Source organism: Gammaproteobacteria bacterium (genome assembly GCA_030949385.1).
In the GTDB taxonomy this organism is placed as follows: domain Bacteria; phylum Pseudomonadota; class Gammaproteobacteria; order JAUZRS01; family JAUZRS01; genus JAUZRS01.
Genome location: JAUZSP010000003.1, coordinates 224,598 through 238,716, shown reverse-complemented (window position 1 = coordinate 238,716; position 14,119 = coordinate 224,598). Strand labels below are relative to the sequence as shown.

12 protein-coding genes are annotated in these 14,119 nt (G+C 46.9%); 6 read left to right on the top strand and 6 right to left on the bottom strand.

Annotated features, from left to right (window positions below):
- The first annotated feature begins 79 nt into the window (after window positions 1-79).
- Window positions 80-1,156: a histidine kinase gene (locus tag Q9O24_04810; protein ID MDQ7074472.1), complete on the top strand. Its 1,077-nt coding sequence runs from the start codon at window positions 80-82 to the stop codon at window positions 1,154-1,156.
- The gene (locus tag Q9O24_04805; GenBank protein ID MDQ7074471.1) at window positions 1,153-1,893 is read left to right on the top strand and encodes a LytTR family DNA-binding domain-containing protein; all 741 of its coding nucleotides are present in this window, start codon (window positions 1,153-1,155) and stop codon (window positions 1,891-1,893) included. Before Q9O24_04810 ends, Q9O24_04805 begins: the two co-directional genes overlap by 4 nt.
- A 2-nt stretch (window positions 1,894-1,895) precedes the next feature.
- Here Q9O24_04805 and Q9O24_04800 read toward each other — a convergent pair whose 3' ends face one another.
- Window positions 1,896-2,384, bottom strand: coding sequence for a thioredoxin fold domain-containing protein (locus Q9O24_04800; protein ID MDQ7074470.1), 489 nt, complete (start codon window positions 2,382-2,384; stop codon window positions 1,896-1,898).
- 112 nt (window positions 2,385-2,496) lie between these two features.
- On the opposite strand from Q9O24_04800, the gene hemC reads away from it, so the two are divergent.
- The 4 genes from hemC to Q9O24_04780 are packed head-to-tail and all read left to right on the top strand — an operon-like array spanning window position 2,497 to window position 6,538.
- Window positions 2,497-3,429, top strand: coding sequence for a hydroxymethylbilane synthase (gene hemC, locus Q9O24_04795; GenBank protein ID MDQ7074469.1), 933 nt, complete (start codon window positions 2,497-2,499; stop codon window positions 3,427-3,429).
- 1 nt (window position 3,430) lies between these two features.
- Window positions 3,431-4,234, top strand: a complete 804-nt coding sequence (locus Q9O24_04790) for a uroporphyrinogen-III synthase (GenBank protein ID MDQ7074468.1) — start codon at window positions 3,431-3,433, stop codon at window positions 4,232-4,234.
- Complete coding sequence (locus Q9O24_04785) at window positions 4,227-5,360, top strand: uroporphyrinogen-III C-methyltransferase (GenBank protein MDQ7074467.1); 1,134 nt, start codon at window positions 4,227-4,229, stop codon at window positions 5,358-5,360. The genes Q9O24_04790 and Q9O24_04785 overlap by 8 nt, the downstream gene beginning before the upstream one ends.
- Complete coding sequence (locus Q9O24_04780; GenBank protein MDQ7074466.1) at window positions 5,360-6,538, top strand: heme biosynthesis HemY N-terminal domain-containing protein; 1,179 nt, start codon at window positions 5,360-5,362, stop codon at window positions 6,536-6,538. Before Q9O24_04785 ends, Q9O24_04780 begins: the two co-directional genes overlap by 1 nt.
- 10 nt (window positions 6,539-6,548) lie before the next feature.
- On the opposite strand, the gene Q9O24_04775 is transcribed toward Q9O24_04780, so the two are convergent.
- The 5 genes from Q9O24_04775 to gyrB form a co-directional block, all read right to left on the bottom strand.
- Entirely contained in the window at window positions 6,549-7,592 is a 1,044-nt protein-coding gene (locus tag Q9O24_04775; protein MDQ7074465.1) for a CDP-6-deoxy-delta-3,4-glucoseen reductase, read from the bottom strand.
- A gap of 84 nt (window positions 7,593-7,676) precedes the next feature.
- Window positions 7,677-9,161 (bottom strand): 4-hydroxy-3-polyprenylbenzoate decarboxylase, encoded by a 1,485-nt coding sequence (ubiD, locus tag Q9O24_04770; GenBank protein ID MDQ7074464.1) that lies wholly within the window; start codon window positions 9,159-9,161, stop codon window positions 7,677-7,679.
- A 15-nt stretch (window positions 9,162-9,176) separates the two neighbouring features.
- A complete protein-coding gene (locus Q9O24_04765; GenBank protein MDQ7074463.1) occupies window positions 9,177-9,893 on the bottom strand; it encodes a TIGR04211 family SH3 domain-containing protein in 717 nt (238 codons plus the stop codon).
- A gap of 193 nt (window positions 9,894-10,086) precedes the next feature.
- A complete protein-coding gene (locus Q9O24_04760) occupies window positions 10,087-11,358 on the bottom strand; it encodes a hypothetical protein (protein ID MDQ7074462.1) in 1,272 nt (423 codons plus the stop codon).
- Window positions 11,359-11,691: 333 nt separating this feature from the next.
- The gene (gyrB, locus tag Q9O24_04755) at window positions 11,692-14,115 is read right to left on the bottom strand and encodes a DNA topoisomerase (ATP-hydrolyzing) subunit B (GenBank protein ID MDQ7074461.1); all 2,424 of its coding nucleotides are present in this window, start codon (window positions 14,113-14,115) and stop codon (window positions 11,692-11,694) included.
- Window positions 14,116-14,119 lie beyond the last annotated feature (4 nt).

Below are 14,119 nucleotides of genomic sequence, written 5' to 3'. Positions count from 1 at the left end.
CGAGTATGATCAATTTATCCGACAAAAGGCTTTCGGAACCCTATTCACTTATACAATAATGACAGTTTTTCCTTAATTTATGGCACAAATCACCCATAAAGATCCGCCTCTATCAACGCAATTGAGCGGTCTTTTTCTACCCGATTTTTGTGAAAAAGGGAATTTAATTATAATCATTTTGGTCGCCGAACTATTGGCGATGGTTCTCGCCATTGCTCAACCGGGCAGCTTTATGGATCGCCTCAGTTATTTGGCGCTGGTTTCCCTGTTTATTCAGTGGATCGCCCTGAGCAGCATATCCATCATGTGCTCACTGCAAAAATTTTTACGCCGTTTGAACAACGTGCAAGCCGCTCTAATCAGTTTTGGCCTCATTCAAGCCCTAACGATCCTCTTTACCCTGCTCTCTTACGCCATCACCCTGTTCACCGGCATCGCCGCCAGTTTGCAAAAAGATTGGTTGCTCGATTCACTGCTGAGCAACTTGCTCATCAGCCTGATCATCACCGCCATTGCCCTGCGTTACCTCTACATTCAACACCAATCAAAACTGCACATTGAAGCCGAAGCTCGCTCACGCATTCGAGCACTGCAAGCGCGCATTCGCCCCCATTTTCTCTTTAACAGCATGAACATCATTGCCAGTCTGACCCGCTCCGACCCTATTTTGGCCGAACAAGCGGTGGAAGACCTCTCCGAGCTGTTTCGCGCCAGCCTCTCTAGCAGTGAAAGCCTTAACTTAGAAGACGAACTTGAGCTGGCACGCAGTTATTTACGCATCGAATCTCTGCGTTTGGGCAGCCGTCTGCGTGTCATCTGGGACATTGATGAAGCCGCTTACGCCATCAATCTACCCGCCTTAAGCATTCAACCTCTGGTGGAAAATGCGGTCTACCACGGCATTGAACAACTGCCCAAAGGCGGCACCATTCGCATTACCGCCAAAAAACGCCAACAGTGCATCAGAATCGAAATCAGCAACCCCGTACCTACTGACGGTAAAAAAGCACAATCGGGCAATCAAATTGCCCAAGACAACGTTCGCCAGCGTTTTGCGCTCGCCTTTGCCAACCGTGGCAAGATGAGCGTACAGCTGAAAAACAACCATTACCGCGTTACTTTGGAAGCCCCTTTGGGAGAGAGAGTAAAACTATGAACGTACTGATCGTTGACGATGAACCCCTAGCCCGCTCACGTCTACAACGCTTACTGGAAGACTTTTCCGACTACACCGTGGTTGGCGAGGCCGATAACGGCCACAGCGCACTGACTCTGGCGGATCGCCTACAGCCCGACGTGATCCTAATGGACATCAGAATGCCGGGCATGGACGGTCTAGAAGCCGCTCAACATTTGACCACCCTAGAACAACCTCCTGCGATCATCTTCACCACCGCCTACAGCGACCACGCACTGGATGCCTTTCAGACCCATGCGCTGGGTTATCTGATGAAACCGATCCGCAAAGAACGCCTCGAACGAGCCTTGCACAAAGCGGTTAAACCCAATCGCGCTCAACTCAGCGCCGCAGTACAAGAAGAGCGACAGACTGCCCGCAGCCACATCTGTGTTCGCCAACGGGGCAACCTTAACCTGATCCCCGTGCCGCAGATTCTCTACTTTTTAGCCGAACACAAATACGTCACCATTCACCACAAAGAGGGCGAAGATCTGATCGAAGATTCACTCAAGCTGCTGCAAGAGGAATTTAACGACGGTTTTACCCGCATTCATCGCAACGCCTTGGTGGCCAACAGCCACATCTCCGGCATTGTGAAAAACAACGAAGGCGGTTATTTAATCTGTTTTCGCAATTCAGAACAGCGTCTGGACATCAGCCGTCGTCACCTGCCTGCGGTGAGAAAAAAACTCAAAGCGATGCAGTTGAGTTGAAATTAAGGCGTTTGGGAAAAACTAAACGTCTTTGCTCGTAAAACAGAGCGCGCTTGATCAATACTCTGATCCAAATAAGCGCCAAACAACTCTGGGGTAGAGATACCAATCAGGCGCTCGCTTAACTCCTCTCCTTGCGAATCCAAAAACAGCACCGTGGGTGTCACCGTCACCCCGTAACGACGCGCCACAGCGGCAGGACTAAGCAACGCACCATCAAATCCACGCACATCCTCCCCATCCAGCTCCAACTTACGGATAATCACTCGATCTCGATCCACTTGACGCAACAACAGCGGCTCTAAAAAATCCTCTTCAAGCAGTTCACAGTAATGACACTCCTCCGCTGAAAAACTGATCAACAAAGGCAAGCCTCGCTGCTGAGACAACTTAGCCTCTTGGCGCAAGTCACTCACCACTTGCACCTCTGCGGCCAGCAAAACAGAAGGAAACAGAACAACAGAAAAACAAAACAACAGCCACTTTAACATCACAAACGCTCTTTTTTATCCTGAAAAACAAGACATCGAATCCATTTTCTGTTAAAAACGGATTGAAAAATTTCCCTAATATTAGCCTTAAACAAAGCTGCAAGCACCTCTTATGACTCAAACCATTCGCATCGCCACCCGCAAAAGCCCTCTCGCCCTCTGGCAAGCCCACGAAGTTGCCCGCCGTCTGCAGGCACTCAACCCCGACTTGAACATCGAGTTGGTCAAAATGGTCACCCAAGGAGATAAAATTCTCGACAGCCCACTGGCCAAAATCGGCGGCAAAGGCTTGTTTGTCAAAGAGTTAGAGGAAGGTATGTTGGCCGGTGAAGCCGACATTGCCGTCCACTCGATGAAAGACGTGCCTGCCGAACTGCCTGAAGGCTTTCAGTTGGCGGTGATTATGCAACGGGAAGACCCCCGTGATGCCTTTGTCTCCAACCGCTACACCTCCCTTGACGAACTGCCCAGCGATGCCCGTGTGGGTACTTGCTCCCTGCGTCGTCAAACCCAATTGAAAGAGCGTTTCCCCGACTTCAAACTGCTTGATCTGCGTGGCAACGTCAACAGCCGTTTAGCGAAGCTGGACAACGACGACTACGACGCCATCATTCTCGCCGCCGCCGGTCTGATTCGTCTGGAGATGCCCGAGCGCATCAAAACCTTTATCGAACCGGAACAGAGTCTGCCCGCCGTGGGTCAAGGTGCCGTTGGCATTGAATGTCGCCTCAACGACCCTCGTATCGAAACCTTATTGGCTCCGCTTAATGACCCTGATACAGTTCTGCGCGTCACAGCAGAACGCGCCATGAACCGTCGCCTACAGGGTGGCTGCCAAGTGCCCATCGGCGGTTATGCCATCATTGATGACGAGCAACTGCACCTGCGCGGGTTGGTGGGCAGCCCCGATGGCAAACAGGTGGTGCGCGCTGAAATCCATGGCTCTGCTCAGCAGGCAGAACAGCTCGGCACACAACTGGCCGAGACCCTGCTTGACAGCGGCGCACGCGCCATTCTCAATAACATGGGCATCCATCCCAGTTAATATGGCCAAAGCAAAACCGTTATACGGTTTGGGCATCGTCGTCACCCGCCCCGAACATCAAGCCGAGCCGCTCTGCCAACGCCTTAGTAGCCTAGGGGCAAACGTGATTCGTTGCCCCTTATTACAGATCACAGCCAGCGAATTAAAACCGCCACAACAGCGTGTTTTTGGGCAATTATCCCTTTACGATTTAGCCATCTTCATCAGCCCCAACGCGGTTACGTTTGCTTTAAAACAGCTGCGCGGCGACTGGCCAATAGGGCTAAAAATTGCAGCGGTTGGCCAAGGCAGTGCCAGAACCTTACAACAACACCAATTTAACGTGGATTTTTTCCCTAAAGAACGCTTTAACAGCGAGGCACTGTTGGAACTGCCCTCTATGCAGAACCTACAAAACCAGCGCATTGTGATTTTTCGGGGTCAAGGCGGTCGTGAATACCTTGCCCAACAACTGAAAAAACGCGGTGCCACGGTGGATTACCTTGAGTTTTATCAACGCCGCCCCACCCCCAACAAGTCAGAGGTTTTACTGCCACTCTGGCAACAAAATAAGATTCAGTTGATCATCATTACCAGCAGTAAAAGTCTAAACACGCTTTATGCTATGGTAGGCACCGGCAGCCAAGGAAGAGCTTATTTAGAACAGACCCCTCTGCTATTGATCAGCAAACGGACACAACGATTAGCAGTGGAGTTAGGCTTTAAAAATTGGACTGTGATCAGCCCACAAGCCAGCGATCTTGAAATCAGCAACACCATTATTAAACACGCAGACCGCATGACCTTGGATCAAAACCATGAATGAGACAAACGCTAAGACCTCAACCACAGCTGTGAATAAAAATTCACCACAAGAAACAAAAAAAGCGATTCAAAAACCAAGCAAGATTGTTGATAAAAAACCTGAGAAGCAAGCTTCTAATCTTTCTGCTCTATTCGCTTTTTTATTCGCTCTATCTGCCATTGCACTCTCTACCTATCTTTATCAACAACAGGAAATGATAAAACAGTTGCAGAGTAAACTTCAGCAACAGCTGCTATCCATTCCTCAACAACGCGCCGCAGATCTGGCTAAACTTGGCAGTGACCCACGTATTGAACAATTGCAACAAAATGTGCAACAACTAAATTTAACACAACAAAAAAATATAACTGAATTAAAGAGACAATTGCAAGGGGTGGATAACTCACTGCGCAATCGCATCAACCAAGTCGGCCATAATAGCAGCCAAGCAGCGGTTCTCAGCGAAATTGAATACCTACTTAGAATTTCCCACTATCAAGTTAATTTATTACACAATCGAAATGGCGCAGCCAAAGCACTGTTCACAGCCATGCAACGAGTACAGGCTTTGCCCAAAGAGAATAATGTAAATTTATTATTCAATACTCTAAACCAAACAGTTCAACAGCTAAACCGTGTCAAAACACCTGAGATTGGCAATACGGTTATCAAACTTCATAAACTGGAAAAACGAGTTGAAACCTTATCACCCATCGCAGTTCAGATTAAAAACAAAGGGCAACAAGAAGACAACAAAAACACAGAGACAAATTCAATCTGGAAAACCTTAGAAAAATTTGTCGTCGTGCGTCAAGATGGCCGTGTGATTAAAGATTTTTCTAGCAATAATCAACAACAAACAGATGAAAAACTTATTCTAAAATTGGGAGCCGCTCGCATTGCACTGCTGCGTTATGAAGCTAAGAGTTATAAAAATCATATTGCAGCCAGCTTAGATTTTGTTAAAAACAGTTACAATATCAACACAGAGAGTGGTAGACACTATTTATCTGAGTTAAACAATCTACTCAATGTCAATTTGTCTGTAGAAGAAATAAATCTAAAACCCGCTTTCGATTTGATCCATAACATCAGAAACACCCACTCTAAAAACCCAGCCCAAAAACCTGTTGAGGAGAAACAGTAATGATAACGCTGATCTCAACACTGGTTTTACTCTTTTTAGCTGTGGCTGCTGGTTTAATGATCCAAAAGGATCCAGGCTATCTGCTGATCGGCTATGATAACCTCAGCATAGAGAGCACCTTGGCTGTTTTGCTCGGTGCCATCCTCCTATTTTATGTTTTACTGCATGTTGCGATTCGCTTATTGGAATTTATATTTAAAATTCCAAACAAACTGCACTCTCGCCAAACTGAAAAAGCCCGCCTGCGCGCACATCGAAGCCTGCGCCGTGCCTTTACCGAGATGCTTGAGCAGCACTGGTCACAAGCTGAACAACTCTGCACCCGCTACATAAAACAGAGTGAAGCTCCTCTGATCAACTGCCTACTTGCGGCTCACTGCGCACATCAAATGGGAGAATCCCAACGCCGCGATGATTACATTCAAACGGCCTTGAATGAGCACAGCCACGCAGCAACAGCACTGAATCTCAGTTTAGCCAGCTGGTATTTAAATGATGAACAGACAAAAAATGCTAAAAAAATTCTAGACCAAGTAAAAAAAACCAACCCTCAACACCCACTGTTTAAAAAACTAAACCTACAATATCAACAGCAAAAAAATCAGTGGCAAACGATTTTTAATAGCCTACCTCAGCTGCGTAAAAAAAGTATCCTAACTGAAACAGAATTACTTAATTTGGAACAACAAAGCTGGGGTATTTTACTAAAACAAAGCCCAAACATTGAAGACAATAAAGTTCTCTGGTCAAAACTCTGCAAAGAGAATCAAAAAAACCCATTGATTGTCCACGCGTACAGTCAAAAACTAATACAAGCAGAAGAGATGGAGTTGGCAGAAACAATTTTGCGAGAACAGCTTAATCACAGTTGGGATGAACAGCTGGCAAACGCTTATGGCTTGGCGATAAAAAAGGACACAACCCAGCAGTTAAACTGCGCTGAAATGTGGTTAGTAGAACACCAACAAAGTGCCACACTGTTATTAAGCTTAGCCCGCATTTGCATGGCTCGCCAATTGTGGGGCAAAGCCAAACTTTATCTGGAAACCAGCCTCAGCTTTGAAAAAAGCGCCGAGAGTTATTACCAATACGCAGAACTCCTAACTCAACTGGGTGAAAAAGAGGCCGCATTGGAAAACTACCGTTTGGGTCTGCAACACGCTTTAGAAAAAGCCTAACCCCAACTTGTTAATCAGCGCCTTCTTCAATCTTTTTCAAGGTATCTGCTGCATAATCAAACGAGTCGTAAAACATATTTTCATCAGCAACCCCTTGAGCTCGAAACGCATCCCGCGCACTCTTAACCATAATCGGTGGGCCGCTCATGTAAATATCAAAATCCGCTAAAGTTTGATACTGACGCAACACTTCTTGATGCACAAAACCCAGCGCACCTGACCACTTATCTTCATCACTAGGTTCGGATAAAACAGGTGTGTATTGCACAAAATCATACTCCTGCATCCAGCCTTTCACCATTGCATCCATATACAAATCCCGCCCCGCTCGCACACCACAAAACAGATGCATCGGACGATGATGGTCAGAAGCCAAAGCGTGTTCGATAATGCCTTTCAGTGGCGCAAAACCCGTTCCTCCACCAATCAAAATCATTGGCCGCTCAGACTCTTCACGCAAAAAGAAATCACCGTGCGGCCCTTCCATACGCAGCAAACTCTTCTCTTGCAGTGAATCAAACACTTTATCGGTAAACTCACCGCCCTCAACGTGGCGCACATGCAGCTCCAAATACTCATCATCGTGCGGTGCATTCGCCAATGAAAAGGCACGACGACGACCGTCTTCCAATAAAATATCAATGTACTGACCGGCCAAAAACTGCAAGCGTTCACTCTGTGGCAGTTGCAATTTCAAACGCATAATATCGTGGGTTAACTTCTCTTTATGCGCCAACCGTACCGGCAAGGTTTTTACCCGAATCTCTTCTTGGGCCAGAATTTCATGTACCTCGATCTCAAGGTCGCTGCTTGGATAGGCTTGGCAAAACAACACCTGACCAGCAATCTCTTCTTGGTCGCTAATGCCTCTGGGGCGGTCGCCTCGATAATCAATCGAACCACTGACCACTTTTCCCATGCAAGCACCACAGGCACCGCCTCGGCAACCGTAAGGAAAAGAGAAGCCGTGACGCAAGGCCGCATCTAAAATGGTTTCGTTTTCATCCACATCCAGTTGATGTGCGCTGGGTTGTATTACGATTTTATAAGTCATTTCTGCTCTGCTAAAACTGCTTGAAAAAGGGGATTTTCACCGATTTTTATCGCATAAAAAACCCTGTATAAAATAGGTTATTATCTATTCTGTTTCTACTGCTGAAAAAATATTCAATTCATCCCATATCTCATCGACTCGATCTTTTACCTCATCGCTCATTTTAATCGGCTCTCCCCACTCACGGGTGGTCTCTCCTGGCCATTTATTGGTGGCATCAAGTCCCATCTTTGACCCCAATCCAGAGACCGGCGAAGCAAAATCGAGATAATCAATCGGCGTATTTTCGATCAGCACCGTATCCCGCGAAGGATCCATACGGGTGGTCATCGCCCAGATCACCGACTGCCAGTCCCGCGTATCCACATCGTCATCGACAATAATGACAAATTTAGTGTACATAAACTGGCGTAAATAAGACCAGACCCCCAACATGACCCGCTTGGCATGACCGGCGTACTGTTTTTTAATGCTTACCACCGCCAAGCGGTAAGAACACCCCTCAGGAGGGAGGTAGAAATCAACAATTTCGGGAAACTGTTTTTGCAAAATGGGCACAAACACTTCATTCAGTGCCACGCCCAAAACCGCCGGTTCATCGGGCGGTTTACCCGTATAGGTCGAATGGTAAATCGGTTTTTTACGCTGCGTAATACGCTCCACGGTAAACACAGGGAAGGTTTCAACCTCGTTGTAATAGCCCGTATGATCACCAAACGGCCCCTCTTTTGCTACCTCATCGGGGTAAATCACCCCTTCCAAAACAATCTCTGCCGAGGCAGGCACCGATAGATCAGAACCTTTGCATTTAACCAGTTCGGTTTTTGAACCCCGCAATAAACCCGCAAAAGCGTACTCCGACAAGGTATCAGGGATCGGGGTCACCGCAGCCAAAATCGTCGCTGGATCAGCACCCAAAGCCACCGTAATCGGAAACGGCTCACCCGGGTTGCTCTGTTGCCACTCTTTAAAGTCCAACGCTCCACCACGATGCGCCAACCAGCGCATAATCAGTTTGTTTTTACCCAACAACTGTTGCCGATAAATACCCATATTTTGGCGTTTTTTATTCGGCCCTTGAGTAATCACCAACCCCCAAGTAAGCAAAGGAGCCACATCTTCAGGCCAACAGGTCTGCAGCGGCAATTTATGTAGATCAACCTCATCTCCTGCAAAAATCTGCTGCTGACAGGCGGCTGAACGCACCATTTTCGGTGCCATATCCAAGACTTTTTTGAAAATAGGCAGGGTCTTCCACGCCTCTTTCAGACCTTTGGGTGGATCCGGCTCTTTTAAAAACGCCAGTAATTTCCCCACTTCACGCAAGGCTTCAACGGAATCTTCCCCCATGCCCATTGCCACCCGTTTGGGGGTACCAAACAGATTGGCTAACACGGGAATATCCGAACCCAGCACATTTTCAAACAACAACGCAGGTCCGGCCTGTTTTAAGGTTCGATCGCAAATTTCCGTCATCTCAAGGTTGGGATCAACCTCAAACTGAATCCGTTTTAGCTCGCCTTGTGCTTCAAGTTGAGCAATAAAATCCCGTAAATCTTTGTATTTCATAGTTATAAATCCAGTTTACCAGACCAAATCACCACCCAATTTATTCCGAATCCGCCAGCTAACCCATTTTGCTCCGACAAAAAAGCTCAATAAAATAATCAACAACAACACACCAATCAGAACCATTTGATTGTTTTTTAAACTGGTTAACAATGGGTTTTCTGACGATTCCATTTTCTCATCGGGACTCAAACTCAAAATGGACACCGCTTGGCTCACCTTCTGTTTTAACGCCAATAGCTCTTGAGATACGTTTGTCTCTGAATCATCAGCAACACTCTTAGTACAAACAGAATCTTTATCCTCTAACTCTGTTTTAACAACTGAAGTGTGTGATTCAAGCACAACGTCTTTAGCTCCATTCTGCTTCAATTGCTCTAGTTCACTTTGTATTGAACGCTCTTTTTGCTGACTTTCGGCATACCTTTTCTCTAGCAGTGCTATTTTTTCTTTTAATGTTTTATTCTCCACCTGTAAAGCCTGCTTCTCTATTACCTCTCCCACGCTTTGTTCAGCTTGTAAGAGTTTTAGCTGCACAATGGCCGGTGCTTTTTCAACCAAAAACCGTTTTTTCACCCAACCATTGACCCCTTGATCGGTTTCAACCTCAGCGTACCCACCCTCAATGGCATCAACAAATAACTTACTGCCACTCACCAGAGTCTTGAGCTTCTTTCCCTTATCACCCTTTTCGCTGTAAAGCCCCAAATACAACTTATCGGTAACGTACATCACCTCCTCAGCCAACAAAGAGAGAGAACACATCATTAACAAGATCAAACACAGCAGTCGTTTTTGCACAATAACGTTCCTTACGCTTCTATTTGATCGCTATTTTACACGGGAACTTTATCAACGGGCATAAAAAAAGCGACCCTCAAAGAGGGTCGCCTTTTAATCGCAAGATAGGTATTAAGCGTAGTGCTTAGTAACCAGCGAAGAATTGCAGCATCAGCAAGATATCACTTGTATCGGCTCTGTTAGCCAAAGTAGAAGTGGTTGTGGTTGTGGTGCTGTAGGCATCCCAAGAGATGTTTTGAGAAGGCTTGTAAGTAGCGCCCACTGTGACACGAGTTACGCTACGGTCAGCACCGTTTGCGACAGGTGAACCAGCAACCATGTTGTAATCTTCATCATCCAACTTAGAAAATGCACCGTACACAGCGGTTTTAGCAGTCGGGCTTAGTTTAGCCAAAACACCCAAAGCAGAAGCATCTGTCACAAGTGAACCGTTATAGGCGTTGTGATCAGCAGCGGTGCCTTTGGGGCTGCTACCAACACTGCCGTAAAGACCCAGAGGCATTCCACCAACAGCACCTTGTGCTTGGAAATCAAACACGTTGGTTTCAGCATTAGCTGCGCCATGAGAACCCGTATCAAAGCCACCGGTGTAAATCTGAGCACCTGCGCCCACATCCCAACCAGCAACATCGGTCATGTACGCACCACGAAGATAAATGGCCTGTTTTGAAATCACATCGCCTTCAAAGATAGGGGTATAAACAGAAGCATTCACAAAGAAGTTACTCGCAGAAGCAACAGCAGCAAATCCCAAAGCTTCACCTGCATCACCGTCCAGAGGTGAACCGCCTGCGGTCAACAATTGGTTCGCACTGAAGGCTTTACGGTCTTCAATCGGACGATCCGCACGGAAAGCACCGGTGTTTAACAATTCAAAGCCGTACGCCACACCCAAACCATCAGTGGAGAAAGGAATCACAGAAATCTGCGTACCACCCATTTGAGCCAAGTTAAAGTGAACTTTGGTGGAAAGGAAGTTGCTGCCCTTTCCCAAACCCAACTCCATCAAATAACCGGTGTCGGCATTCAAACGACCACCGATCAACAGAGCCGCTTCATCAGGCCATGCCATTTCACTGGTGTAGCCTGTTGCACCATCATCTTTGGTCCATGAGTTACGGATTTTAGTAATCACAGAGACGTTCAAAGTAGAAGGCAAAGAAAGGCCTTCCGCTTCGATCAGAGGAGCCGCACCCATCATGGTGAACCCACCGGCTTTAAAAGAACGCCCAAATGCGGTTAACGCAGGAAAAGATTGGAAATGGCAGGTGTTGCAAGCCATGCCAGTTTGACGAGCAAAAGCAGGCACTGCGCCTGCTTCACCAGAAATCATCAGACCAGACATGCCGGTCATCAGAGCAGCTGCGGTAACAGCGAGTTTAGAAGCGAATTTCATACAAGATTCTCCCAGTGTCTACGACACCGTATTTTGGGTAGTTGTAAAAAAGTTACATTCAAAACCGAGGAACTCTCCAACTCCGCGATTCATCGAATAACATCCCAAACAAAAGTTGTGGAATGCGTCACAATTTATTCAATTTGGACGACTCTTGCAACACCGGTTATCTCTAAAAAAGCACCGCCTGTCTTTTTTGTTGGGATTTAACAACCAGTGAGTATACATAAAGCAACTTTGTTTCAAAAAAACGACAACAAAGTGTGGTTTACCCTAAAACAGAGCCAAAGGATGGCTCTGTTTCAAAACTGTGAAGAGGGGAAGTTGTATAAATCAAACATCCAAATTACTAACAGAAAGCGCATTACGCTCAATAAACTCTCGGCGGGGTTCCACTTGATCGCCCATCAACGTGGTAAAAATATCATCAGCCGCCACCGCATCTTCAATTTTCACCTGCAACAGTCGCCGCGTTTCCGAATTCATGGTGGTATCCCACAACTGATCCGGATTCATCTCACCCAAACCTTTGTAACGCTGCAAAGACTGCCCACGCTCCGCTTCCTTCATTAACCACTCAATGGCCTGTTGAAAACTAAGGATTAACTGCTTCTTCTCGCCACGCTGCACATAGGCTTCTGATTCAATCAAACCGTGCAATTTAGAACCAAGCAGTGAGAGCGTGTGATACTCGCTGCTGGCAAAAAAATCAGAGCTCAAATATTGGCTGTGCTGATTGCCATAAACATAACGCATCACCTCAACACGAACGCGCTCCGAACCATCTTCACTCTCAAACGAATCTAAACGCACTTGATATTCCGAACCAGGCACCATAGAAACGTTTATCAAGCTTTGTAACTCGCCACACCATGCCCGCATCTTTTCCGTATCACTCAAATCCACTGAACTGATCGCCGGTAATTGAATCAATTGATCCAACAGCAATCGTTCATAACGTCGTGACAGACGTTTCATGATCGTTTTAGCTTGCATGTACTGTTTAGAAAGCTGCTCCAGCACCGTATCTTTAATCGCGGGAGATTCACTGTTAACAAACAATTTCGCATTGCCCAGCGCCTGTTGCAGTAGGTAAGCAGATAATTCGTCATCGTCTTTGATGTAACGCTCTTGCTTGCCCTTTTTCACCTTGTACAACGGCGGCTGAGCAATGTAGATGTGCCCCCGCTCCACCAACTCCAGCATCTGGCGATAGAAAAAGGTCAACAACAACGTTCGGATGTGAGAACCATCCACATCGGCATCAGTCATGATGACGATTTTGTGATAACGCAACTTTTCAGGATTGAATTCTTCTCTGCCAATGCCACAGCCCAAGGCTGTAATCAGAGTTCCCACTTCAGCGGAGGAAAGCATTTTATCAAAACGGGCTTTTTCAACATTGAGAATTTTGCCCTTCAACGGCAAAATCGCCTGAGTCTTACGATCACGCCCTTGCTTGGCCGAACCGCCTGCTGAGTCCCCTTCCACCAAGAAGATCTCTGACAGCGCCGGATCTTTCTCTTGGCAGTCGGCCAACTTGCCTGGCAAACCGGCAATGTCCAAAGCGCCTTTACGGCGGGTCATATCTCGCGCTTTACGCGCCGCTTCTCGGGCACGAGCTGCATCAACGATTTTATCCGTAATCGCTTTGGCTTCCGCCGGAGACTCCAGTAGAAAATCATGGAAGGATTCCGTCACCACTGATTCAACCACCGGTTTCACCTCAGAAGAGACCAATTTATCTTTGGTCTGCGAAGAAAATTTCGGATCAGGCACTTTCACCGACAACACTGCGGTCAAACCTTCACGAGAATCATCACCACTGGTGGTGATTTTTGCCCGTTTCAAAACCCCCTCTTTCTCCATATACTGGCGCAGGCTACGGGTCAACGCGCCTCGAAAGCCCGCCAGATGCGCACCACCGTCCCGCTGTGGAATGTTATTGGTGTAACAAAAAATGTTTTCTTGATAGGTGTCGTTCCACTGCAACGCCACCTCCACCACGATGTCATTTTTCTCTTCGACGAAATGCAGCACCGTCGGATGCAACGCGGTTTTTTTACGATTCAGATGCTTCACGAAGGCTTGAATACCGCCCTTGTATTCAAAGACATCCTTTTTATCGCTGCGGTGATCCAGCAACACAATACGAACACCCGAGTTCAAGAAAGAGAGTTCACGCAGACGTTTGGCTAAAATATCGTAGTGGAATTTAATATTAGTAAACACGTTGGGGTTGGCTTTGAAATGGATTTTACTGCCGGTATTTTCGGTATCACCAATGATTTTAATATCTTCAACGGGCTTGCTGTTTCGATAATCCTGCTGATAGATATGGCCGTCCCGCTGGATGGTTAAAGTCAGCTCACTGGAGAGCGCATTGACCACCGAAACCCCAACACCGTGCAAACCACCAGAAACTTTGTAAGAATTATCATCAAATTTTCCACCCGCATGCAGTACGGTCATAATCACTTCAGCGGCTGAAACTCCCTCTCCTTCGTGAATGCCAACGGGAATACCACGACCGTTATCTGACACCGTAATCGATTCATCAACCCCAATCTCAACCATCACTTCATCGCAATGCCCTGCCAACGCCTCATCAATGGAATTATCCACCACCTCAAAAACCATGTGATGCAGACCGGTACCGTCATCGGTATCACCAATGTACATCCCTGGCCGTTTGCGTACCGCATCCAGACCCTTGAGGACTTTGATATTGGAAGAATCATACGATGTGTCGGTCATAACA